Source organism: Phenylobacterium parvum, from assembly GCF_003150835.1.
Classification (GTDB): domain Bacteria; phylum Pseudomonadota; class Alphaproteobacteria; order Caulobacterales; family Caulobacteraceae; genus Phenylobacterium; species Phenylobacterium parvum.
In genome coordinates this window covers 362,055-383,947 of record NZ_CP029479.1, presented here as the reverse complement: position 1 = coordinate 383,947, position 21,893 = coordinate 362,055, and the positions used below count along the sequence as shown (strand labels likewise).

Here is a 21,893-nt window from a genome sequence, read left to right as displayed (position 1 = left end):
GGTTAACGACCCTTAACTGGGGTCCCGCACCCGGATTGGGAGGTCGTGATGAACTATCGTCCCTGGTTTGCTCCCCTCGAGACCGAGGAAGAGTCCCCCGCCTTCGGCGAGTTTGAACGCGAGTCCGCCATCGATTTCGAGGCGGTGAATCTCAGGCGGGCGGCCGCTGAGAACGCCGAAACCCTGAGGCTGGCGCGGGCGATCTGATCTCCCTTCCGTCCCTGGCCCCTCTGGCGCAGCCCCCGGGCCTGACCTAGGCTTGGCCCTTCGGACGGTCTCGGGAGGACGCCATGCAGCTCAGACGACTTGGAAACAGCGGGCTCAAGGTCAGCCTCATCGGCCTGGGCTGCAACAACTTCGGCATGCGCATCGACCAGGCCCAGACGCGGATGGTCGTGGACGCCGCCCTGGACGCCGGCATCAACTTCTTCGACACCGCCGACATCTACGGCGGCTCCAAGTCCGAGGTCTTCCTCGGAGAGGCGCTGAAGGGCCGTCGTGAGAGGGCGGTCCTGGCCACAAAGTTCGCCAACCCGATGGGCGACGGCGCCTATTTGCGCGGCGGCGCCCGCCGCTACATCGTCAAGGCGGTGGAGGACAGCCTCAAGCGCCTGCACACCGACCACATCGACCTCTACCAGATGCACGTACCCGACCCGGACACCCCCATCGAGGAGACCCTCCGGGCCCTCGATGACCTCGTCCGCGCCGGCAAGGTGCTCTACATCGGCAACTCCAACTTCACGGGCTGGCAGATCGCCGACGCCGACTGGACCTCGCGGACCGGCGGGCTGGAGCGCTTCGTCTCGGCCCAGAACAATTTCAGCCTTCTGGAACGGGGCGTGGAGCGTGAGGTCCTGCCCGCCTGCGAAGGGTTCGGCCTGGGCCTACTGCCCTACTTCCCCCTCGCCAGCGGCTTCCTGACCGGCAAGTACCATCGCGGCGAGCCGCCCCGGCAGGGCACCCGCCTGGCCGCCTGGGGCAAGCGAGGCGAGGCGGCCCTGAACGACCGCAACTTCGACCGGCTCGAGGCCCTTGAGCACTGGGCGGAGCAGCGGGGACGCCGGATCCTTGACCTGGCCTTTGCCTGGCTGCTGGGCCATGGGGCTGTCAGTTCGGTGATCGCCGGGGCGACCAGCCCTGAACAGGTGCAGGCCAACGCCCGCTGCGCGGAATGGATCCTGACCCCCGAGGAGGTCGAGGAAGTCCGGGCCCTGGTCGCGTGAGCGCCATGGCCGGACTCCTCCCGCTTCCCGCCCAGCCGGCGGGGACCCCCTGGCCGACGTCGGACTGGACGTCGGGGGACCTTCCCGGACATGTGGACAGGAGCCGCCTGGAGGCCCACCTGGCGCATGGTCTCAAGGACTTCGACGAGACCCATGCCGTGGTGGTGGTCCAGGGCGGCCGACTGCTTGTCGAGCGGTACGGGCCCGAGCATGGACCCGACGCCACCTGTCTTTCCTGGTCCATGGCCAAGAGCCTCACCCACGCCCTGTTCGGGATCGCCGTGGGCGACGGCCTCCTGGACATCCAGGCGCCGGCCCCGGTTCCGGAATGGCGGACGCCGGGCGATCCCCGGGGCGCCATCAACACCGACCAGCTGCTGCGCATGTCCAGCGGACTGAAGTTCGACGAGGTCTACGAGCCCGGGAAGGCCTCGGACACAATCGAGATGATGTGGGGATCGGGGAAAGCGAACGTGGCCCACTATGCCGCCAGCCAGCCCCTGGCGCATCCCCCGGGGACCTTCTTCAGCTATTCGTCCGGCACGACCAACATCCTCTGCCGGATCCTCTCGGACGCCCTCGGGCGACGGGGGGCCGACTTCGGGGACTTCATGCGGGAGAGGCTGTTCGAGCCCCTGGGCATGAGGACGCCGATCCCCAAGTTCGACCCTGCGGGGACCTTCATCGGCTCGTCCTTCTGCTTCGCAAGCGCGCGGGACTTCGCCCGCTTTGGTCTCCTCTACCTGCGCGACGGGGTCTGGGACGGCCGGCGCCTGCTGCCCGAGGGCTGGGTGGACTATGCCCGGACCCCGACCTTCCAGCAGGCGGGCGTCACCGATGGCCGGTACGGGGCGCACTGGTGGCTGGACCTGGGAGGCCCCGGATCGTTCTCGGCCAACGGGCACGAAGGCCAGTTCACCGTCGTGGCGCCTGATCTCGACCTGGTGGCGGTGCGCCACGGCCGCACGTCGACGGAAAAGAAGGACGCGGTCAAGGCCTGGGTCGGGGACCTGGTCGGCCTGTTCAGGGGCTGATCGGGGGCTGATCGGGCGCTGATAGGGGCCTGACTCCTCTCCGGGGACTGGACAGACGCCCGGCCCGGGCGCAGCCTGCCCTTGGGGAAGGAAACTTCAGGAAAAGGGGCTCTCGCCATGGCGAAGTTCAAGGTCAATGGTCGGCAGGTGGAGGCCTCCGGGCCAGATGACGCGCCCCTTCTTTGGGTGCTTCGCGATGAACTGGGACTGACCGGGACCAAGTTCGGCTGCGGCGTCGGCCAGTGCGGCGCCTGCACCGTCCACGTGGACGGCCAGGCCATCCGCGCCTGCCTTACGCCAGTCAGCGCCGTCGACGGCCTGTCGGTGACGACGATCGAGGGCCTTGGCGCCGGCGGGGTCCACCCTGTGCAGGCGGCCTGGGTCGAGGCCCAGGCGCCCCAGTGCGGCTACTGCCAGTCCGGCCAGATCATGCAGGCGGCGGCCCTCCTGGCGGCCAACCCCAACCCCTCGGACGCCGAGATCGAGACCGCCATGAACGGCAACCTGTGCCGGTGCATGGCCTATGTGCGCATCCGCAAGGCGGTGAAGCTGGCCGCCCGCAAGGGCGCCGGACGCGGTGCGGCCCGCAAGGCGGAGGTGCGCTCATGAACCGCCCCCTGCTCCCGAACCCCGGCCGTCGCCGGTTCCTGATCGCCGCCGGCGCAACCGGTGCGGCCTTCGGCTTCGCTGCGGCGGCCGAGGCCGCCGTCTCCCTGGGCCCGTACTCAGGCGCCCCCGCCTTCGAGCCCAGCCTCTGGTACGCCATCGACGCCCAGGGGATGGTCACAGTGAACGTTGTCCGGGCCGAGATGGGCCAGCACGTCGGCACCGCCCTGGCCCGGATCGTCGCCGACGAGCTCGAGGCCGACTGGGACAAGGTCCGCATCGTCCACGTGGACACTGATCCCAAGTGGGGCCTGATGGTCACCGGCGGGTCCTGGTCGGTCTGGCAGAGCTATCCCATGCTGAGCCAGGCGGGCGCGGCGGGCCGCATCGCCCTGATCGAAGGCGGCGCCCGGATCCTGGGCGTCCCGGCCTCGTCCTGCATCGCCCGCAAGGGCGCGGTCTTCGCTGGCAGGCGTTCGGTCAGCTACGGCGACATCGTGGCGAAGGGAGGACTGCGAGCGGGCTTCACCGACAAGGAGCTGGCCGCCCTGCCCATCAAGCCGACCTCGGAGCGGCGCCTGATCGGCGGCGAGTTCCAGGCGCGGGACATTCCCGCCAAGACCAACGGCTCGGCCGTGTTCGGCCTCGACGCGAAGATCGCCGGCATGGTCTACGCCCGGCCGGTCCTGCCGCCGACGCGAAACGAGTCCAAGGTGACCTCGGTGGACGAGTCGGCCGCAAGGGCGGTTCCCGGCTATCGCGGCCACCTGGTGCTGGACGACCCGTCAGGCACCGTCCCCGGCTGGGTCCTGGCCCTGGGTGACAGCTTCGTCGCCGCCGACCGGGCCGTCCGGGCCCTCAAGGTCGCCTGGGAGAACGGGCCCACGGCCAAGGTCTCCGACGCCGACCTCGAGGCGAGGGGCCGCGCCCTGATCGCCGATGAGTCCGCCGGCTCCCTCGTGGTGGCCGACCCGGGCGTCGACGCGGCCTTCGCCTCGGCCAGGTCGAAGCTCGAGGCGGAGTACACGACCGACGCGGCCCTGCACTTCCAGATGGAGCCGCTGAACGCCCTGGCCTTCGAGCGCAACGGCGTCTTCGAGATCCACACGGGCAACCAGTGGCAGTCCCTGATCCTGCCCACACTGGCCAAGGCCCTGGGCCGGCCCGAGGCCAGCATCGTGCTGAAGACCTACCTGCTCGGGGGCGGTTTCGGCCGACGCCTGAACGGGGACTACGCCGTGCCGGCGGCCCTGGCGGCCAAGGCCCTGGGCAAGCCGGTCAAGCTGGTCTTCACCCGTGAGGACGACACCCTCTTCGACAGCTTCCGCTCGCCCTCGGTGCAAAGGGTGCGAATGGCGTTCGGCGAGGGCGGCCGCGTGACCGCCATGGACCACGCCGCCGCCGCCGGCTGGCCGACCGAAGTGATGGCGCCGTTCTTCATGCCCAAGGGGGCCAACGACCGGCCCTTTGACCCCTTCGCGATCAATGGGGCCAACCACTGGTACAGCGTCGGCGCCCACCGGGTGCGGGCCCTGTCCAACGACCTGGCCAACCGCGCCTTCCGACCGGGCTGGCTGCGCTCGGTGGGCCCGGGCTGGACCAACTGGGCGGTCGAGTGCGCCATGGACGAGGCCGCGCACGCCACCGGCCAGGACCCCCTCGCCTTCCGGCTGAAGATGCTGGACGCCGCAGGGCGCAATGCGGGCTCTGCGCCCAACTCCGTGGGGGGAGCCAAGCGCCAGGCCGCCGTCCTGTCGCGGGTCGCCAAGGCCGCAGGCTGGGGCGGCAAGCTTCCGGCCGGCGTCGGCCTGGGCCTCGCCACCTCCTTTGGCCAGGAGCGGGACATGCCCACCTGGACGGCCTGCGCCGCCCGGGTGCGGGTCGACCGCAAGACGGGTGAGGTCAAGGTCGAGAAACTGCACCTGGCCGTGGACGCCGGCGCCATCATCCACCCGGACGGCGCCCTGGCCCAGATGGAGGGCGCCGCCCTGTGGGGCCTCAGCCTGGCCCTGCACGAGGGTGCGACCTTCAGGGACGGCCGGATCCAGGAGACCAACCTGGGCGCCTACAGCCCCCTGCGGATGAGCGATGTCCCCGATCTCTCGATCGAGTTCGTGGACAGCGACCACGTCCCCGTGGGCCTGGGCGAACCGGCGACCACCGTCGTGGGCCCGGCCATCGGCAACGCCATCTTCAACGCCGTCGGGGCGAGGGTGCGGCGCCTGCCGATCCGTCCGGAGGCGGTCCTGGCGGCGCTGAAGAAGGCCTGATCCCCCGCCTCAGGGCGTCCCATGCGCCCGGACCGCGGCGGCCAGTTCCTCGGCCATCTGGGCGCGAAGGCGCTCCGGGGCGAGGATCCGGACCTTGTCGCCCCAGCTGAAGAGGTGCCAGGCCAGCTCGCGCATGCCCGCCGCGCGGAAGCGGGCGATGACCGAGCCGTCCGCCTGACGCTCGAGGGTCTGGGTGGCGTGGAAGCGCCAGCCCAGGGCCTCCTCCGCCCCGTGCGGCAGGATGTGCAGGACCACGTCCTCGAGGGCGTCCTGGTAGATGCCGAAGCTTCGCGCGGCGTAGGCGGCCAGGGAGAAGTCGGCGGGCCGCCCGCCCGGCAGGGGAACCACCCGGATGTCCCGCACCCGGTCCAGGCGCCAGTTGCGCGGCTCATCCGAGCCCGTCTCGGCGGCGACAAGGTAGTTGGAGCGGCCGAACAGGAGACCGTAGGGGGTCACCTCGCGCTCCCGGCCCGGCGTCGAGCCGCCATCGTAGAGGAACCTCAGCCTCTGCAGGGAGACAATGGCCTCACGCACGGCGCCCAGCACCGCCTCGTCCTCGAAGGGCCGGGGGCCGGGATGCACCGCCATGGTCTCAGCCTCGAGGAGCGCCTCCATGTCCGGCGCCAGCCGCCGGCGCACCCCCGACCGGATGGCCGAGAGCACCTTGGACTCCAGGGCGCCCAGGGCGCCGGCGCGGGCGGTGGCGCCCGACTGGCGGAAGTGATCCGCCGCCGCCCGGAGGGCGGCGAACTCCTCGGCCGTCGGGGCCTGGAAGATGCCGTCGAGCCCGGAGGGAATGCGGAACCGCAGGGTCGGCGGATCGGCGATATCCTCCATCTGTGGAAAGGCCTCGCGGACAGCGTCGCGCATGCGCTCGACCGTCCGGCGCGAGACCTGCATGGCCGCCGCCATCTCGTCGAGGGTCAGGCCCTCGGCGGACGCGGCCAGCCGCCGGGCGAGTTCAAGCAGCCTCGCCGCCTTCTCGTGTCGCATCCTCAGCCCCGAAAATGAGAACAGACCAAAAACCTACGACCGTTTCTGGCGCAGCGCCAGCGCAATCTGACCTCACCGCAAGGCGCGAGCCCCAGGAAAGGTCCTCAAGATGCAGAATGTCCAGTCGATCCGCCCCGCCCGTCCCGACGCCCTCTTCCGTTTCGATGCGCGACGGCCGCTTCACCCCGCCACCCCCGAGATGATCGAGGCGGTGATCCGCCACGCCGACCGGGCCGAGCGCCTCGCCGGAGGCCGCCTGCGGCTCAGGCTGTCGCAAGCCATGGCGCAGGAGCTGGTTCGCCAGGGCCGGCTGGACCCGCCCGACCTCCGGCTCTGCGACCTGACCGTCGTCTGGGACGAGGCCCATGGCGAGATCGTCCTGGTGCGCGACGACGCCCGCCTGCGCGAGGCCTCCGCCCGCTGGGCCGAATGGGACGCCCTGTGGGACGAGGCCAGCTATGCCGACCCCCGCACGTCCATGGCCGCCCTGGCCGCCTGATCCGGCGCCCCGGGGCAGGCCGGGGTCAGGCCCGGGCGCGGGCGTAGCGCGCCGAGAGGCCGTCCATGATGGATTCGAACTCCCCGACCATCTCGGAGATGATCTCGGCGACCGGCTTCACCGAATCGATGCGGCCCGCCACCTGGCCCGAAAGGGCGATGGAGGCCTCCATGTCGCCGCCGAAGTAGAGTTCCTGCGACCGCCGGAACTCGGGCGCGACGCCGTTCTCGCCTGGCTCCTTCTCCAGGAGGGTGGTCTTCTCGGTGCGCAGGGCCCGGCAGGCCGGTCCCGGCCCGAAGCGGTTCAGGAAGACGGTGTCCGTCTCCTTCGCCTCAACGATGGCGGACTTCCAGTTCTGGTGCACGGGGCTCTCGGCGGCCGACACCATGCGGGTTCCCATCTGGACCCCTTCGGCGCCCAGGGCGAAGGCCGCCGCCATCCCGCGACCGTCCGAGATTCCGCCCGCTGCCACGATGGGCACATCCAGCCTGGAGCAGACCAGGGGCAGGAGAACCATGGTCGAGACCTCGCGCGAGCTCTTGAAGCCGCCGCCCTCGCCGCCTTCGACGACCAGGCCGTCCACTCCCGCCTCGATGGCCTTGATCGCCGCCGCCAGGGACGGGACCACGTGGAAGACGGTCAGGCCCGCTTCCTTGAGGGCCGCGCAATAGCGGTTGGGATCCCCGGCCGAGGTGGTCACGAACTTCACACCCTGGTCGACCACGAAGGAGACGATATCCGCGTCGCGCACATAGGCCTGGGCGATATTGACGCCGAAGGGCTTGTCCGTGAGCCCCTTCATCTTCTGGATTTCCTCGCGGACGGCGGGCAGGTCGCCTGACGAGGTCTCGATGATCCCCATGCCGCCGGCGTTGGACACGGCCGAGGCCAGGGCCGAGCGGGCGATCCATCCCATGGGCGCCTGGATGATGGGATACTGGATGCCGAGCATGTCGGTGATGCGGGTCTTGATCATGAGTGTTCCCCCCGGAGGATCCTGGTCCTCCCAAACTGGATTCTGGCCGTCGGTCAGAAAACGACGACGCTGCGGATGCTTTCGCCGGCGTGCATGAGGTCGAAGGCCTCGTTGATGCGCTCGAGCGGCAGGACGTGGGTGATCATGGGGTCGATCTGGATCTTCCCCTCCATGTACCAGTCCACGATCTTCGGCACATCGGTCCGGCCCCGGGCGCCGCCGAAGGCCGTGCCCTTCCAGACCCGCCCGGTGACCAGCTGGAAGGGACGGGTGGCGATCTCCCGGCCCGCCTCGGCGACGCCGATGATGATGCTCTCGCCCCAGCCGCGATGGCAGGCCTCCAGCGCCTGACGCATGACGTCGGTGTTGCCGGTGCAGTCGAAGGTGTAGTCCGCGCCGCCGTCGGTCAGGGCCACCAGGTGCTGGACAAGGTCGCCCTCCACCTCGCGGGGATTGACGAAGTCGGTCATGCCGAAGCGCTGGCCCCAGGCCTCCCGGGCGGGGTTGATGTCGACCCCGATGATCCTTCCGGCCCCCACAAGGCGCGCGCCCTGGATGACGTTGAGGCCGATCCCGCCCAGGCCGAAGACGATGACGTTGGCTCCGGCTTCCACGCCGGCGGTGTTCACCACGGCGCCGACCCCCGTCGTGACGCCGCACCCGATGTAGCAGGCCTTGTCGAAGGGGGCGTCGGGCCGGATCTTCGCGACGGCGATTTCCGGAAGGACCGTGTGATTGGCGAAGGTCGAGCAGCCCATGTAGTGGGCGATGGCCTGGCCCTTGTAGGAAAAGCGGCTGGCGCCGTCGGGCATCACCCCCCTGCCCTGGGTCGCGCGGATGGCCGTGCAGAGGTTGGTCTTGCGCGACAGGCAGCTTTTGCACTGACGGCATTCCGGCGTGTAGAGCGGGATGACATGGTCGCCGGGGCGTACACTGGTGACACCCGGGCCCACCTCCAGCACCACCCCGGCGCCCTCATGGCCCAGGATGGAGGGGAACAGGCCTTCGGAATCCAGCCCGTCCAGGGTGTAGGCGTCGGTGTGGCAGACGCCGGTCGCCCTGATCTCCACCAGGACCTCTCCGGCGCGCGGGCCTTCCAGGTCGACCTCGACGATCTCGAGCGGGCGTTTTGCCTCGAAGGCGACGGCGGCGCGGGTCTTCATCTGTGGCCTCCGGAAGCACCACCCTGATCTTGGCAGGCCGCGTCTGAAGGGTCCACCCGGCGATCAGCCCTTGGCGGCTTTCCGGCTAACCTTCCTGAGGCCCGAGAGAATCATGTCGGTGCCTTCCGGGTCGCGAATGCCTTCGGTTCTCAGGAGGAGCTTGAAGGTCGAAAGGTGGACCTGAACGGACTTGTCGTCCCAGTCGCCGGAGGTCCGATAATAGTCCAGCAGGTCGGCGAGGCTCACCAGCATGGTATCGATGGCCCGGTCTTTTCCGGCGGTCGGCAGGCCGATGGCGCCATTGATCAGGTCATAGAAGGCGTTCACGACCAGGGCGTTAAACTTGCCATCGGCCCTCGCGTTGAGCTCTTCCGCCTTGACCAGGACGCGGTTGAGTTCCGCCATGCTTTCGCCCTGCAGCGAGGCGAGACCCTGCTCGGCATCAGCGATCGCCTGGCCCGCCGTCTTGCCGCCCGGCATTCGGATCAATCGCCCCAGGGGCACGTCCGGAACATGAATCTTGGCGGAGTCACTCATCAATACCAGCCTTCCTGTACGCTCCGGGGCCCACCGAAAAAGATCTCGGACAGAACCCTAGTCTCTTCCCTGGGCGGAATCCTCTCGCCGCCGCCCTGCCCCAACGCCTTTCGGAACCCCGGCGTCCTTGAAGCGCCGGTCTGGTCCCACAAACTTGTCGCTCTCAACGAACCTGCGCCCCGCACGGGCGACCCAGATGATGCGGTCCAGCACGGCCTTGGGCGTGAGCGGCTTGGCCATGACGATATGTGCGCCACAGTCCCGAGCGTTCACGATCGCCGCTGCAGGCGTGTGCGCCGCTGTCAGGAGGACGGGCGCATAGCAGTTCGGCCGGATCCCCGAGCTCCTGAGCCAGTGGACGAAATCATAGCCGCCGCCAGACGCCATGGCGTCAACGATCAGAAGGTCGAGTTCGGTTTCCCGGACGATCTTCTGCGCCTTCTCGACGCTGTCGCAGCGATGAAGCTTGCGGCCGCCGAACCCATTCATGATCTGGACCAGCACCGACATGCCCAGCGGGGTTTCCTCCAGGAGCAGGATGGACACCTGCTCCAGGTTGAAACGCGCGCGCGAGTCCGACGAAAATCCCATGACCGCTCCGAATCCCCCCCTCGGGATCCCCAAGGCCGGTAGGCCCGGCCTTGGGAGCTAGCAAGCCCAGATTAACAAATTCTTCAGGAGTTGGGCGCTCCCGGCGTGAGATAGATCGGATTGCCGATCAGTCGCCTGCGGCCATCTGCGCCCACAAGTTCGAACCGGAACCAGCGGGCCCCGGGCAGGACCTTGATCCTGGGCAGGACAACGGATCCGGCGACAGGCAGGTCGATGGGCGTGACGCCACCCGCCGACCTGAGCCGGCCGCCCGCAGGCGACCCGACAAGGGTCACCTCGACGTCGAGCATGGAATCCTGCGGGGCGGACAGGAGCCCGCCCATGACCGCGCGACCGCCCTCCGCCGTCGTCGCGGCATAGTCCAGACGGACCCCGGAGGCATCGCCTGCAAGATCGATGAAGACCCGACCCGCCCGGATCCCGGCCAGGACGCCAGGCGTCGAGAGTCCATCAGAAAACACCACCGTCGCCGGCCTTCCGATACGCGGAGCCGCCGGATCGGTCCGGAGGGGATCGTGGGTGTCGGAACCGGCGATCCCTGTCACCCGAAGTCCCTGGCTGAGCAGCCGGTCCCAGAGGGCCAGACCCGAGAAGGCTCCGTCCATTCCCAGGGCGGGGGCGCCGCCACTGATGACCTCAAGCGCCGGGATGCGCGACCAGTCGGTCGCGGCGGTCCAGCCGCAGCCCATGCAGATCTCACCCGAGGGCAGGCCGGGATGGTTGGGCGCCACCAGGGCGCCCTCGGCTTCGGCCGCATCCAGCAGAGCCTTCAGGCCTGCGGCGTCGCCCCGTCCGATCCGGAAATCCAGCGGCGCCCAGGTTCCATAGACATTGGCGTGCCCCTCGAAGGTCGTCACCTCGCGGGCGGGGATGACCAGGAGATCATCGAAATAGGCGGACAGTTCCTGGACCACGGCCGCCTGGGAGGTCGTGTTGTGCTCGCTGAGCGCGATGAAATCGAGGCCGGCTTCGCGGGCGGCCTGGAAGGTGAGAAAGGCCGGACAGGGGGCGGGTCGCCCTGTCACCGAGGCGCAGCGGCCGTCTGAATGGGCTGTGTGAAGGTGCAGGTCGCCCCGGTACCAGGCCGCGGCCTCCCGGACGGGCGGGCTGAACACCGGATCCGGTCCCTTCGCAGACCGCCCGAACCAGATCCGGACGGTGTAGAGCGCCGTGGCGTCCGGACGGACATTGGGCGCGCCGAGGAGGATCTTCCACCGACCCGGCGGCAGGGGCCCGGCAAGATAGCCCGGCGTGGCGCCCGACTCGCCGATCTCGAAGCTCGTCCGTGCGCCGCCGCTCCAGCCACGCAGCCGCTCGGGGTCCCGGACACCAAGGTCGAGGACGGTCTTGTTCGTCGCGCCGTCGTGCGAGAGCTCCACGCGCAGACGATCGACCCCCGGTGGAACCCGGAAGGGAATCTCGCGGAAGGTCTGGTGATCCGTCCGGCGAACCGCGCCGTCCAGCACGAGGTCCGGAGGCCGCGATGCGGCCTCCGCCGGAAGTCCGAACGCCAGCAGAAAGAGAACCCCCGCCGCAAGGGCGGCGAGGATCCGCCCGTTCATGCTGCACCCCGGGCCCTGCAGCACAAGATGCAGCATGAGTGCGGTAAGTCCTTTTCCAGGTTCTATTTTTCGTTCGTGAAGACGATCGTCCCCGAGGCGGCGAACATGCCGCCGACCCCATGGGCGATACTGATCTTCGCGTCCTTCACCTGTGCCGCCGCCGTGCCGCGCATCTGCCGCACGCTCTCCTGGAGGGCGTACATGCCGTACATGCCCGAGTGCATGTAGGAGAGCCCGCCGCCATTTGTGTTGAGGGGCAGCTTGCCGCCGATGGCGGTGTTGCGCTCGCGGATGAAGTCCTTGGCCTCGCCAGGCTTGCAGAACCCAAGGTCCTCCAGACCATAGAGCGGCAGGTGGGCGAAGGCGTCGTAGATCATCAGGTGATCGACGTCGGCGTGGGTGATGCCCGCCTCTTCAAAGGCCTTCTTGCCCGAGATCTTGAAGGCCGTGGACGAGGTGAAGTCGTACATCTGCGAGACCAGGGGGGTCTCGACGCTTTCCCCCGTGCCCAGGATGTAGACAGGCTTCTGCGGGAAGTCCTTGGCCCGGTCGGCGCTGGTCAGGATGAGGGCGCCGCCGCCATCGGTGACCAGGCAGCACATCAGCATCCGGAAGGGCCAGGCGATCATCGGCGAGTTCAGGACGTCGTTGACGGTGATCGGGTCCTTGAAGCTGGCCCGGGGATTCAGGGCCGCCCATTCCCTCTGGACCACGGCCACGTTGGCCAGGTCCTCCTCGGTCACGCCGTAGGTCTTCATGTAGCGAAGGACCGGGACGGTGAACATGGTCGGCGGGCTGGTGACGCCATAGGGCATCTCGAACTGGCCCATCAGGCTGGACGGCGCGCGGCCGAAGCCTCCTGCGCCCACCCGGCTGCGGCCGGATTCGCCGTGCGTGATCAGGATGGTCTTGGCCAGACCGGCGTTGATGGCCGCCGCCGCATGCCGGACGTGCAGCATGAAGGAGCATCCGCCCACGCTGGTGCCGTCGGCATAGGTCGGCTTGATGCCCAGGTAGTGGGCCAGTTCAACCGGGGAGATCCCGGCCGTGGCGACGCCATCGATGTCCGAGGGCTTCAGGCCGGCGTCCGCCATGGCGTTCAGGGCGGCGTCCGCGTGGAGGCCGATCACGGACACATCCGGAATCTTGCCCATCTTGGTGGTCTCGGCGGCGCCGACGACCGCAACAGAATTCTGCTTCATGGTCGTGTTCCGCCTCAGGACTTGGCCGGCTCGAAGAGCGGCAGGGAGATGTCATCGGTCTGCTTCTCGAAGCGGACCTTCACGGGCATGTCGAGGACCAGGGCCTCGGGGGTCTGCGGGCAGCCGACGATGTTGGTCATCATCGTCGGGCCTTCCTCAAGCTTCACCACGGCGATGGCGTAGGGCTCTGTCCCCATGTCCTGGCGGGGGCGGTGGTTGATCACGTAGGACCACAGCACGCCGCGGCCGCTGGCGGCGTAGACCTCGACCTGTCGCGAGGCGCAGGAGGGACAGAAGGCCCGCGGCGGGAAATAGGTGTTCTTGCAGTCCGTGCAGCGCTGCAGGCGAAGCTCGCCATCGCGGCACCCCTCCCAGAAATGCCGGGTCTCCGGCGTGGGTTCAGGCAGGATTCGGGCCATCGGAAATTCGTCCCCCTTCGTCTCGGGCCAGTATTGGCGGCCAGTATTGTGATGATGCGCCCACCCAAGGGCGGACCCCCGCGAAATGACGGGGCGCACAGGAAAGCCCAGCCGGGTCGGGATGTCGATAGCGGGCGGGAGGCCTGGCCCTAAGCCAAGGCGCCGGACATCAGGCGGCGCTCGGTGGAACGGCGCAGTTCATCCCAGATCTGCGCCTCGAGAACCCGGGCCTCGGGAGACGAATCGAGCTCCACCGCGGCGTGCAGGTCGACGAGGGCGGCGCGCAGGCGGGCATTCGCGGCCGAGAGGACCGAGATCCTCAGGTCGTCGTCGACGCCACCGGCCAGCCAGGCGTCCCGCCCGGCCAGGTCGCCGGCCGCGGACAACAGGGCGCGCAGGGCGCGGTTCTCCTCGACCAGCCTCTGGGCCGCCCCGTCCCAGGCCTCGGCGGCCATGCCCAGCAGGGCCGCAGAGAGCCCGAGGGCGCCGGCGCGCTCTGCGGGATCGACGTCGGGGACGGCGTTGCGGGCGACAAGGCCGGCGAGTTCGGCGAGGACGGCTGGAACTTCGGGCTTCACAGGCGATCCATGACCTTGAGGATGGCGCGGTCCTGGGCGTTCTGCATGCCCCAGGCGGGCAGCACCATGATCGGCTCGCGGTTGCCGCCGTCGATCCAGGCGCGGGCCGAGGAAATCCAGATCGCCTGGCCCTTCACGCAGTTGAAGAGGGTCCACCAGTGCACGGCGGCGGGGTCGGCCGTAAGGCCGCTGCCGGCCTCCCAGTGGGCGATGGCGACGGCGTCCGGGACCAGCCCTCCCGCCAGGTTCCGCTTGAAGTTCCAGACCGGGTTGAGGCTCCAGCCGAGGTCCTCGAGCGGATCGCCCAGGTGGGCCATCTCCCAGTCGAGGACGCCGTGTATCCCGCCCTGGCGGTCGTAGAGGAAGTTGCCGGTCCGGAAATCGCCATGGACAACGCCGATCTTCTGGGCGGCCGGTGGCGGGTTGGCCCTGAGCCAGCGGATCGCAGCACGGGTGATGGGCAAGGGCTCGGCCTGGTCCTCGTCCAGGACCTTCTCCCACATGTCCAGTTCCCGAAAGGCGCAGGCCGCCGGCTCCGGAGGCGGCATGACCGCGTCGAGGCCGAGGGCGAAGGGGTCCGCCCGGGCGATCTCGCCGAGGATGGTCCACTTGGTGCGGGCCAGCGCCTCGTGCGAGGCGAGGTAGGGTTCCGTCCAGAGCAAGGCGGGGGCCGCCTCGAAGCCGGTGATCTCCTCGGCGACGGAGAAGGGCTGGTCGAGGGCCTCGGTCCCTTCCTCCAGCCAGATCATCTCCGGCACCGGGACCTCGGAGCCGTGGAAGGCGCTGTAGGCGGCGAACTCCACCCGCCGCTCCGTGTCGATCAGGCTGGCCGGCGGGTCCCGGCGCAGGATCAGGCGACGCTCACGGCGCTCGCCCGCTTCCGTCCAGGCGAGCCGGAAGCGGTAGGTCTGGCGGGAGGCGCCGCCGGAGATCCGGGACAGGTCCCGGACCTCCACGCCGGCGGCCCCCGGCATGCGGCTGGCGGCGTAGGCCGCCAGGCGGGGCGCGAGGTCCGCCGAAGTCACCGCCTCAGGCCAGTTCGAAGCGGACGGGCAGGGTCTTGGGGCCGTTGACGAAGACCGCCTGGCTCATGGCCGGGGTCCCGTCGAGCTCCAGGGACTTCAGCCGCGGGATCAGCTCTTCCCAGAGGATCCGCATCTCCATCTTCGCAAGGTGCTGGCCCAGGCACAGGTGGGCGCCATAGCCGAAGGCCAGGTGCTTGTTGGGCGAGCGGTCGACCCGGAACTCGTGGGGATCCGGGAAGACGGACTCGTCCCGGTTTCCGGAGGCGTAGCAGAGCATCAGCCAGTCGCCCTTCGACATGGCGCGGCCACCGATCTCGGTATCGGCGGCGACCGTGCGCATGAAGGTCTTCACCGGCGTGGTCCAGCGGATGGACTCGTCCACCAGGCCGGAGATCAGAGAGGGGTCCGCCTTCAGCTTGGCCAGTTCCCCGGGCCGCTCCGCCAGGGCCCAGAAGGCGCCGGCGGTGGAGGATGAGGTCGTGTCATGGCCGGCCGTGGCGACGATGATGTAATAGCTCATCGCCTCCAGCTCGGAGATCGGCCGCCCGTCGATCTGGGCGTTCGCGATCACGCTGGCCAGGTCCTGCCGGGGCGTGGCCCGGCGGTCGGCGGACAGGGCGTTGAAGTAGTTGAAGAAGTCCGTGATGACGCCGAGGTCCATCCGGCGGCCTTCGGCGCCCGCCGCCGCGGGGATGGACTCGTCCTCGCCGCGGGCGGCGCGGCCAAGCTCCGGGTCGGCGGCGCCGAAGAGCTCCTGCGTCAGGGTGAGCATCCGCGGCTCGTCCGCCTCCGGCACGCCCAGGATCTCCATCACCACGTGCAGGGGATAGTGCAGCGCCACCTCGCGGACGAAGTCGCAGCGCCCACCGGTGGCGGCCATCTTCTCCACCGACGCCCGGGCGATCTCGCGGATCCGCCCCTCAAGGCTCCGCAGGTTCTGCGGCATGAACCAGGCCTGGGTCAGGGCGCGGTACTTGGGATGGTCGGGCGCATCCATGTGGATGAGGGTGCGCAGCAGGTGCGGGCTGCCGCCCATCATCTCGCGGATCCGGGCGTCCGCTTCCTGGCTGACGAGGGTCGGGGACTTGTCGCCATTCAGGAAGAGGTCGTTCTGGCGGCTGATCTCCAGGATGTCCGCATGACGGGTCACCACCCAGAAGGGATCCACGCCGGCCACCTCGGCCCGACCCAGGGGCTGGTTCGCCCGCAGCCAGTCATAGGTCCTGAAGACCCGTCCGTCGGCATAGGCGACAGGGTCTACGAGGGTCTGGGCGTACTCGTCCGGTATCCTCAGGTCTTCATGGGCCATTGCGTCCTCCAAAGGCGCCGGCGGCGGTCCTGCGCCGGGTGTCGCCTTGCTGTGCTTCAACTGATACTGCCTGTCGGAAGGCGCCCGCAAGCGGCGCTTCCGGAGCGAGAGATAGGCGGGCGAGGGCCCGTCAGGGAGGGCCCATGCTGACCAAAGGCGACGATTTTCCAATCCACCAGACCCCAGAGCCCATCGCCTTCTCGGGAACGGACAGGAATTTCTACGACCGGTACTTCTTCAACGGGTACCAGCCGGACGGAACCGAGTTCTTCGCCATCGGCTTCGGGGTCTATCCGCACCTCAACATCGCCGACGCCCACTTCTCGGTGATCCGTGACGGGATCGAGCACTGCCTGCACGCCTCGCGGGTCCTGAACATGGAGCGCATGGACATCTCGGCCGGCCCGATCCGGATCGAGGTGGTCGAACCGCTGAAGGTCCTGCGGGTCGTCGTCGAGGCCAGCCACGGCATCGCCGCCGACCTCACCTTCGAGGGCCGCACCTTCCCCATCGAGGAGCCCCGCTTCGTCTACCGTAACGGCCCCCGGGCCTTCATGGACTACACCCGCCTGACCGTGAACGTCCGGGTGTCCGGCTGGATAGAGGTGGATGGCGTGCGCCGCACCCTTGCGCCAGGCTCGGTGGGCACGCGGGACCGCTCCTGGGGCGTCCGGCCGGTCGGCGCCCCCGACCCCCAGCCCATCGTGCCCAACCGCATCCCGAGCTTCTTCTGGCAGTGGACGCCCCTGAATTTCGAGGACCGAAGCGTCTTCTTCCACGTCAATGCCGACAGCGAGGGCGAGCCCTGGAACACCCGGGCGGTGATCCTGCCGGACGGCGCCGGCCCGAGTGGCGGACGCCACACCTCCGAGGCGGCCATGGAGGACGTGGTGATGATCCCGGGGACCAGGCACATCGCCAGCGCGACCCTTTCCATCCCCCTGGCCCAGGGGTCGGCGAAGGTCAGCTTCCAGCCCTTCCTGACCTTCCTCATGCGTGGGATCGGCTATGGCCACCCGGAATGGCGCCATGGCGGCTACAAGGGCGAGCTGGCGGTGGATCGCGAGGACATTGACCTTTCGAAGGTGAACTTCCTCAGCCCGGAGAACCTGCACATCCAGGCCCTGTCGCACGTGACCCTGACGCTTCCTGGCGAGGCGCCGGTCCGCGGCATGGGCGTATTCGAGCAGCTGATCCTGGGGCCCTACCGGCCTTACGGGCTTGGCTGACCCGCATTCGGCGCTTGCCCCCGCCCCCGCCGCCCGGGCAAGCTGCCGCCATTGTTCTCCGCGCCGGCGGATATTCGCCGTCGAGACTGAAAGTTTGATGCTTTGACTTCTTCCCCGGACGCGGCCTTCGACGCCGCCCAGTCGCCTCACCTCGCCTCTGTCGAGTCCCTGGTCTCCGGCCTGGCCGGGGTCGGCTACATCGCCTCCCGCAGGATCGCCACGGCCCTGTACATGGCCGTCAAGCTGCAGAAGCCCATCCTGGTCGAGGGTACGGCGGGCGTCGGTAAGACCGAGCTGGCCCTGTCCACCGCCGCCCTGCTCGGCCTGCCCCTGATCCGCATGCAGTGCTACGAGGGCCTGGACGAGTCCAAGGCCCTCTACGAGTGGAAGTACGGCAAGCAGCTCCTCTACACCCAGATCCTGAAGGACCGGATGGGCGTGGCCCTGTCCGACGCGCCCGACATGGACGCGGCCATGGACCGGCTGCACGGCATGGGGGACCTCTTCTTCTCCGAGCCCTTCCTGGAGCCGCGGCCTCTGATGAAGGCCCTTCAGGAGCGGGCCGGGTGCGTCCTGCTCATCGACGAGATCGACAAGTCGGATGAGGCCTTCGAGGCCTTCCTGCTGGAGGTCCTGTCGGCCTACCAGGTCTCCATCCCCGAGATCGGGGTGCTGAAGGCCGAGACCCCGCCGATCGTCTTCCTGACGTCCAACAATGTCCGCGACCTGGGCGATGCGCTGAAGCGGCGCTGCCTGCACCTGCACATCCCCCTGCCCGACGCCGCCCTCGAGCAGAGGATCGTGGCCAGCCGGGTGCCGGGGATCGAGGCCCGCCTCAACACTCAGCTGGTCAGCTTCGTGCAGTCCCTTCGAGGCCTGGACCTGCGCAAGTCGCCGTCCATCTCCGAGACGGTGGACTGGGCGCGGGCCCTGATCCTGCTCAACGCCGGCGCCCTCGAGGGCGAGGTGGTCCGCGACACCCTGAACGTGCTCCTGAAGTTCGAGCAGGACATCGCCGCGGTGGAGCCGCAGATCGCCGAGCTCGTCCGCCAGGCGGCGGGCTGAGGCCCCGATGCAGGCGGCGCTCGAGGACTTCTTCCGCGCCCTGCGGGCCGCGGACGTTCGGGTCTCCCCGGCGGAGGCGATCGACGCCCATCGGACGGTGGAGGTCGTGGGTTTCGCCAATCGCGAGCTTTTCCGGGACGCCCTGTGCGCCACCCTGGCCAAGTCCGGCGACGAGGTGACGCGGTTCGAGAGCGTCTTCGACACCTTCTTCGACCGCCGCAGCGACGCGGTCGCCCCCGCCCCGCCCCCCGCCGGCGCCGGGAGTGATCCCCTGGAGGGCCTGCCGCCGGAGGCGCAGGACTCTGACCTCGCCCGGATGCTTCTCGACGGCGACGGCGCGGCCCTGGCCCAGGCCATGGAGGCCGCCGCCGAACGGGCGGAGGTCTCGAAGATCCGCCTGTCGACCCAGAGGGCCCGCCTGACCCGTCGCCTGCTGGAGGAGATGGGCCTGTCCGAGATCGAGCGGATCCTGGCGGCGGCGCGACGCCTCGGCGGCCCGGGCGAAGCCGCGGCCGACCGCCTCGAAGCCGCCCGCAAGGCCCTGGCGGCCCAGGCCGCGGCCTATGTGGAGCGCCAGCACGAACTGTACGCCGCCGGCAGCGGCAAGATGCTCCGCGAGGAAATGCTGGCCCGCAAGGCGCTTAACGCAGAGGGCGGCATCGACCCTGTCGACCTCGCCATGATGCAGGCCCTGGTCAAGCGCATGGCCAAGCGCCTGGCGGACCGCTACTCCCGTCGCCGGAACGTCGCCTGGACCGGCCACCTGGATGTCCGCCGGACGCTTCGCAAGTCCATGGGCTACGGCGGCATGCCCTTCGACATCGTCTTCAAGACCAAGAAGGTCGACAAGCCGTCCATCGTCGCCATCTGCGACGTCTCCAAGTCGGTGGCCGCCGCCGCCCAGTTCCTGCTGACCTTCCTCTACTCCCTCAACGAGGTGGTCGATCGCCTGGACGCCTTCGCCTTCTCGGGGCGGCTGATCAGCGTGAACCAGGTGCTCGACGATCACCCGGTGGAGACCGCCATCTTCGAGGTGCTCAAGCAGATCGGCTTCCAGCAGACCGATTATGGACGCGCCCTGGAGGATTTCGCCGAGAAACACCTGGACCGTATCGACCGGCACACCACGGTGATCATCCTGGGCGACGCGCGGACGAACTACGCCAATCCCCGCCTCGACATCCTGGCGACAATCCAGCAGCGCTCACGCGCCGTGATCTGGCTGAACCCCGAGCCCGACAGCTACTGGAGCCAGGGCGACAGCGTGATGAACCGCTATGAGCGGTTCTGCCACGTGGCCAAGACCTGCAATACGCTCGAGCAGCTCGAACGCATCATCGAGGACGTCCTGCGGACCTACATCCCGCGCTGAGCGGGACGGCAGCCGGGGGGGGATCAGCCGGAGGCGAGCTGGGCCGGATCCACCGGGAGCCGCCGGACGCGCTTGCCCGTCGCTGCAAAGATGGCGTTGCACAGGGCCGGAGGCGCCGGAGGCAGGGCGGGCTCGCCCAGGCCCGTCGGCGGATTGTCGGAGAGCACGAAGTGCACCTCCACCGGCGGAGCCTCGGAGATGCGCATCAGGCGGTAGTCGTCGAAGTTGCCCTGGACCACTGCGCCGCCCTCAAGGGTGATGGCCTGCCCCAGGGCGCCGGAGAGACCGTCGAGCACGGATCCCTGGACCTGGTTGATCGCGCCTGACGGGTTGACGATCTGGCGGCCGACGTCGCCGGCTACCCAGACCTTCTCGACCTTGACCTGGCCGTCCTTGGCCACCCGCACCTGCACCACCTCGGCGAAATAGCCCAGGTGGCTGAAGTGGAAGGCGACGCCTTGGCCCTGACCGGGCGCCATCTTCGTCCGGCCCCAGCCGGAGACCTCGGCCACCTTCTTCAGGACCCCCCGCATGCGCCCGGCGTCATAGCCGTCGCGCCCGGGGGTTCCCACCATGCCGGCGTCGCCAAGGAGCCGGAGCCTGAACTCCAGGGGATCGGCCCCCGCCGCATGCGCCAGCTCGTCGATGAAGCCCTGGACCGCGAAGGAGATGCCGTTGGAGCCGGGCGCCCGCAGGGGGCCCGTCGGCGCGGGACTGGGAAGGATGGACAGGCCGTAACGGAAGTTGGGCACGAACCGGGCCGGGAACTCCGTGGCGGACATGCCGGCGGACCGGGCGACCTGGACGCCCTGGCCCGGGGTCAGGAAGTGGTCGTGCCAAGCGATGACCTTGCCCGACGCGTCAAGCCCGCCCTCGAACATGTGCCAGCCCGCCGGACGATAGAAACCGTGCCGCATGTCGTCTTCGCGCGTCCAGAGCAGCTTGACGGGCGCGCCGGCTTCACGGGCGATCCAGGCGGCCTCGACCATGTAATCGTTCGACAGCCGGCGCCCGAAGCCGCCGCCCGAACGGACGATGTGAACGGTTATGGCCTCGGGCTTCAGGCCCAGGATCTTGGCCACCAGCTGCCGGCCGGACTCCGGATTCTGGGTCGGGGCCCAGATCTCCATCCGGCCATCCTTGAAGTGCGCCGTGCAGTTCTGCGGCTCCAGGGGGGCGTGGGCGATGTAGGGATAGTGATAGGCCGCCTCGATCCGCTTGGCGGCGCCCTTCAGGGCGGCGTCGACATCCCCGTCGTGACGCTCGATCCGGTCGACGCTCCAGCGAGCGGTCCCGGCCATGCGCGACTCAAGGTCCGCGCTCGAAAGGCCCGGCTCGGCAGGCGCCTTCCAGCGGATGTTCAGCTTCTCGCGGCCCTTCCTGGCCCGCCACCAGCTGTCAGCCACGACGGCGACGCCGGGGGACAGGCCCTCCGGCGCACCAGCGCCCTGGACGATGAAGGCCTTGCGCACGCCCTTCACGGCCCGGGCGGCGTCCAGGTCGGCCGACTCCACACCCGCGCCGAAGACCGGGGCCTTCTCGTAGGTGGCGAACAGCATGCCCGGCAGGACCATGTCGATCCCGAACAGGGGCTTGCCCGTGACGATGGAAGGTGTATCGACCTGGGCCATGGGCCGGCCGATGATCCGGAAGTCCTTGGGGTCCTTCAGCTTGAGGGTGCGCGGATCCGGCGTCGGCAGGGCCGCAGCGGCCGTGGCCAGGGACCCATAGTCCGCCGAGCGTCCCGAAGCCTTGTGGACCACGCGCCCGGGCTCGGTGGTGCAGGTCGCGGGCTCCACACCCCAGGCCTTGGCCGCGGCGGCCACCAGAAGGGCGCGGCCGGCCGCTCCGACCCGGCGCAGTTCGTCCCAGTGCAGGGGCGTCGACATAGAGCCGCCGGCGAACTGGCGGCCGTACAGGGCGGGGTCGGAGTCCGCCTGGAGGGTCCGCACCCTTGACCAGTCGGCGTCCAGTTCCTCGGCGATCATCATGGGCATGGAGGTCTTCACCCCCTGCCCGATCTCCGGATTCTTGCTCACCACCTCGACCCAGCCGTCGGGACGGACGGTGACGTAGGTGTTCAGCCGCGAGGGGGCGGAGGCGGCGGCCTCACCCTTCCCGGCCAGGCTGAAGCCCAGGACAAGCCCGCCGCCGCCGGCGGCGGCCAGCTGGATCACATCGCGCCGCGAAGCGCCGGTCTGCGCGCCATCCGCCAT

General features: G+C 69.3%; 21 protein-coding genes. 9 read left to right on the top strand and 12 right to left on the bottom strand.

Going from position 1 to position 21,893, the window contains the following annotated elements:
* The first annotated feature begins 48 nt into the window (after window positions 1-48).
* The 5 genes from HYN04_RS13370 to HYN04_RS01845 all read left to right on the top strand — a co-directional run bounded on the left by HYN04_RS13370 (window position 49) and on the right by HYN04_RS01845 (window position 5,136).
* Window positions 49-207, top strand: coding sequence for a hypothetical protein (locus HYN04_RS13370; RefSeq protein WP_162599508.1), 159 nt, complete (start codon window positions 49-51; stop codon window positions 205-207).
* 83 nt (window positions 208-290) lie between these two features.
* Window positions 291-1,226 carry an aldo/keto reductase gene (locus tag HYN04_RS01860; RefSeq protein WP_110449190.1) on the top strand — a complete coding sequence of 312 codons (936 nt, stop codon included), beginning with the start codon at window positions 291-293 and terminating at the stop codon, window positions 1,224-1,226.
* A gap of 5 nt (window positions 1,227-1,231) precedes the next feature.
* Window positions 1,232-2,260, top strand: a complete 1,029-nt coding sequence (locus HYN04_RS01855; protein WP_199285982.1) for a serine hydrolase domain-containing protein — start codon at window positions 1,232-1,234, stop codon at window positions 2,258-2,260.
* Between the two features lie 117 nt (window positions 2,261-2,377).
* Window positions 2,378-2,869, top strand: a complete 492-nt coding sequence (locus HYN04_RS01850) for a (2Fe-2S)-binding protein (RefSeq protein WP_110449188.1) — start codon at window positions 2,378-2,380, stop codon at window positions 2,867-2,869.
* Window positions 2,866-5,136, top strand: coding sequence for a xanthine dehydrogenase family protein molybdopterin-binding subunit (locus tag HYN04_RS01845; RefSeq protein WP_110449187.1), 2,271 nt, complete (start codon window positions 2,866-2,868; stop codon window positions 5,134-5,136). The genes HYN04_RS01850 and HYN04_RS01845 overlap by 4 nt, the downstream gene beginning before the upstream one ends.
* Before the next feature lie 9 nt (window positions 5,137-5,145).
* On the opposite strand, the gene HYN04_RS01840 is transcribed toward HYN04_RS01845, so the two are convergent.
* Complete coding sequence (locus tag HYN04_RS01840) at window positions 5,146-6,129, bottom strand: helix-turn-helix transcriptional regulator (RefSeq protein ID WP_110449186.1); 984 nt, start codon at window positions 6,127-6,129, stop codon at window positions 5,146-5,148.
* A gap of 109 nt (window positions 6,130-6,238) precedes the next feature.
* Here HYN04_RS01840 and HYN04_RS01835 point away from each other — a divergent pair, with 109 nt between their 5' ends.
* Complete coding sequence (locus HYN04_RS01835) at window positions 6,239-6,628, top strand: hypothetical protein (RefSeq protein ID WP_110449185.1); 390 nt, start codon at window positions 6,239-6,241, stop codon at window positions 6,626-6,628.
* Window positions 6,629-6,653: 25 nt separating this feature from the next.
* On the opposite strand, the gene HYN04_RS01830 is transcribed toward HYN04_RS01835, so the two are convergent.
* The 10 genes from HYN04_RS01830 to HYN04_RS01785 all read right to left on the bottom strand — a co-directional run bounded on the left by HYN04_RS01830 (window position 6,654) and on the right by HYN04_RS01785 (window position 16,011).
* Complete coding sequence (locus HYN04_RS01830) at window positions 6,654-7,604, bottom strand: NAD(P)H-dependent flavin oxidoreductase (RefSeq protein ID WP_110449184.1); 951 nt, start codon at window positions 7,602-7,604, stop codon at window positions 6,654-6,656.
* Window positions 7,605-7,657: 53 nt separating this feature from the next.
* Window positions 7,658-8,767: an S-(hydroxymethyl)glutathione dehydrogenase/class III alcohol dehydrogenase gene (locus HYN04_RS01825; RefSeq protein ID WP_110449183.1), complete on the bottom strand. Its 1,110-nt coding sequence runs from the start codon at window positions 8,765-8,767 to the stop codon at window positions 7,658-7,660.
* A gap of 63 nt (window positions 8,768-8,830) precedes the next feature.
* On the bottom strand, window positions 8,831-9,247 hold the full coding sequence (locus HYN04_RS01820; protein WP_110449182.1) for a hypothetical protein: 417 nt from the start codon (window positions 9,245-9,247) through the stop codon (window positions 8,831-8,833).
* Window positions 9,248-9,361: 114 nt separating this feature from the next.
* Window positions 9,362-9,895 (bottom strand): response regulator, encoded by a 534-nt coding sequence (locus tag HYN04_RS01815; protein ID WP_110449181.1) that lies wholly within the window; start codon window positions 9,893-9,895, stop codon window positions 9,362-9,364.
* Window positions 9,896-9,978: 83 nt separating this feature from the next.
* Window positions 9,979-11,514: a CehA/McbA family metallohydrolase gene (locus tag HYN04_RS01810; protein WP_241962657.1), complete on the bottom strand. Its 1,536-nt coding sequence runs from the start codon at window positions 11,512-11,514 to the stop codon at window positions 9,979-9,981.
* 26 nt (window positions 11,515-11,540) lie between these two features.
* The gene (locus tag HYN04_RS01805) at window positions 11,541-12,680 is read right to left on the bottom strand and encodes a thiolase C-terminal domain-containing protein (RefSeq protein ID WP_110449180.1); all 1,140 of its coding nucleotides are present in this window, start codon (window positions 12,678-12,680) and stop codon (window positions 11,541-11,543) included.
* Window positions 12,681-12,694: 14 nt separating this feature from the next.
* Entirely contained in the window at window positions 12,695-13,099 is a 405-nt protein-coding gene (locus HYN04_RS01800) for a Zn-ribbon domain-containing OB-fold protein (protein WP_110449179.1), read from the bottom strand.
* A gap of 149 nt (window positions 13,100-13,248) precedes the next feature.
* Window positions 13,249-13,677, bottom strand: coding sequence for a hypothetical protein (locus tag HYN04_RS01795; protein WP_110449178.1), 429 nt, complete (start codon window positions 13,675-13,677; stop codon window positions 13,249-13,251).
* Window positions 13,674-14,702, bottom strand: coding sequence for a phosphotransferase family protein (locus HYN04_RS01790; RefSeq protein WP_241962655.1), 1,029 nt, complete (start codon window positions 14,700-14,702; stop codon window positions 13,674-13,676). The genes HYN04_RS01795 and HYN04_RS01790 overlap by 4 nt, the downstream gene beginning before the upstream one ends.
* Window positions 14,703-14,706: 4 nt before the next feature.
* Entirely contained in the window at window positions 14,707-16,011 is a 1,305-nt protein-coding gene (locus tag HYN04_RS01785; RefSeq protein ID WP_110449177.1) for a cytochrome P450, read from the bottom strand.
* Between the two features lie 143 nt (window positions 16,012-16,154).
* Here HYN04_RS01785 and HYN04_RS01780 point away from each other — a divergent pair, with 143 nt between their 5' ends.
* The 3 genes from HYN04_RS01780 to HYN04_RS01770 all read left to right on the top strand — a co-directional run bounded on the left by HYN04_RS01780 (window position 16,155) and on the right by HYN04_RS01770 (window position 19,677).
* Complete coding sequence (locus HYN04_RS01780) at window positions 16,155-17,240, top strand: Rv3169 family protein (RefSeq protein ID WP_110449176.1); 1,086 nt, start codon at window positions 16,155-16,157, stop codon at window positions 17,238-17,240.
* Window positions 17,241-17,342: 102 nt separating this feature from the next.
* Window positions 17,343-18,305 (top strand): AAA family ATPase, encoded by a 963-nt coding sequence (locus HYN04_RS01775; protein ID WP_110449175.1) that lies wholly within the window; start codon window positions 17,343-17,345, stop codon window positions 18,303-18,305.
* Between the two features lie 7 nt (window positions 18,306-18,312).
* On the top strand, window positions 18,313-19,677 hold the full coding sequence (locus HYN04_RS01770; protein ID WP_110449174.1) for a VWA domain-containing protein: 1,365 nt from the start codon (window positions 18,313-18,315) through the stop codon (window positions 19,675-19,677).
* A 23-nt stretch (window positions 19,678-19,700) separates the two neighbouring features.
* Here the strand turns inward: HYN04_RS01770 and HYN04_RS01765 are convergent, their stop codons facing one another.
* Window positions 19,701-21,893, bottom strand: a complete 2,193-nt coding sequence (locus HYN04_RS01765) for a xanthine dehydrogenase family protein molybdopterin-binding subunit (protein ID WP_110449173.1) — start codon at window positions 21,891-21,893, stop codon at window positions 19,701-19,703.

What these genes read in the sequence shown, in the direction of transcription:
- HYN04_RS01850 (WP_110449188.1), top strand. Translation starts at nt 2,378, where the DNA reads ATGGCGAAGTTCAAGGTCAATGGTCGGCAGGTGGAGGCCTCCGGGCCA.
- HYN04_RS01810 (WP_241962657.1), bottom strand. Translation starts at nt 11,514, where the DNA reads ATGCTGCATCTTGTGCTGCAGGGCCCGGGGTGCAGCATGAACGGGCGG.
- HYN04_RS01800 (WP_110449179.1), bottom strand. Translation starts at nt 13,099, where the DNA reads ATGGCCCGAATCCTGCCTGAACCCACGCCGGAGACCCGGCATTTCTGG.
- HYN04_RS01780 (WP_110449176.1), top strand. Translation starts at nt 16,155, where the DNA reads ATGCTGACCAAAGGCGACGATTTTCCAATCCACCAGACCCCAGAGCCC.
- HYN04_RS01830 (WP_110449184.1), bottom strand. Translation starts at nt 7,604, where the DNA reads ATGATCAAGACCCGCATCACCGACATGCTCGGCATCCAGTATCCCATC.
- HYN04_RS01765 (WP_110449173.1), bottom strand. Translation starts at nt 21,893, where the DNA reads ATGGCGGATGGCGCGCAGACCGGCGCTTCGCGGCGCGATGTGATCCAG.
- HYN04_RS01805 (WP_110449180.1), bottom strand. Translation starts at nt 12,680, where the DNA reads ATGAAGCAGAATTCTGTTGCGGTCGTCGGCGCCGCCGAGACCACCAAG.
- HYN04_RS01785 (WP_110449177.1), bottom strand. Translation starts at nt 16,011, where the DNA reads ATGGCCCATGAAGACCTGAGGATACCGGACGAGTACGCCCAGACCCTC.
- HYN04_RS01835 (WP_110449185.1), top strand. Translation starts at nt 6,239, where the DNA reads ATGCAGAATGTCCAGTCGATCCGCCCCGCCCGTCCCGACGCCCTCTTC.
- HYN04_RS01825 (WP_110449183.1), bottom strand. Translation starts at nt 8,767, where the DNA reads ATGAAGACCCGCGCCGCCGTCGCCTTCGAGGCAAAACGCCCGCTCGAG.
- HYN04_RS01860 (WP_110449190.1), top strand. Translation starts at nt 291, where the DNA reads ATGCAGCTCAGACGACTTGGAAACAGCGGGCTCAAGGTCAGCCTCATC.
- HYN04_RS01770 (WP_110449174.1), top strand. Translation starts at nt 18,313, where the DNA reads ATGCAGGCGGCGCTCGAGGACTTCTTCCGCGCCCTGCGGGCCGCGGAC.
- HYN04_RS01845 (WP_110449187.1), top strand. Translation starts at nt 2,866, where the DNA reads ATGAACCGCCCCCTGCTCCCGAACCCCGGCCGTCGCCGGTTCCTGATC.
- HYN04_RS13370 (WP_162599508.1), top strand. Translation starts at nt 49, where the DNA reads ATGAACTATCGTCCCTGGTTTGCTCCCCTCGAGACCGAGGAAGAGTCC.
- HYN04_RS01840 (WP_110449186.1), bottom strand. Translation starts at nt 6,129, where the DNA reads ATGCGACACGAGAAGGCGGCGAGGCTGCTTGAACTCGCCCGGCGGCTG.
- HYN04_RS01855 (WP_199285982.1), top strand. Translation starts at nt 1,232, where the DNA reads ATGGCCGGACTCCTCCCGCTTCCCGCCCAGCCGGCGGGGACCCCCTGG.
- HYN04_RS01815 (WP_110449181.1), bottom strand. Translation starts at nt 9,895, where the DNA reads ATGGGATTTTCGTCGGACTCGCGCGCGCGTTTCAACCTGGAGCAGGTG.
- HYN04_RS01820 (WP_110449182.1), bottom strand. Translation starts at nt 9,247, where the DNA reads ATGCCGGGCGGCAAGACGGCGGGCCAGGCGATCGCTGATGCCGAGCAG.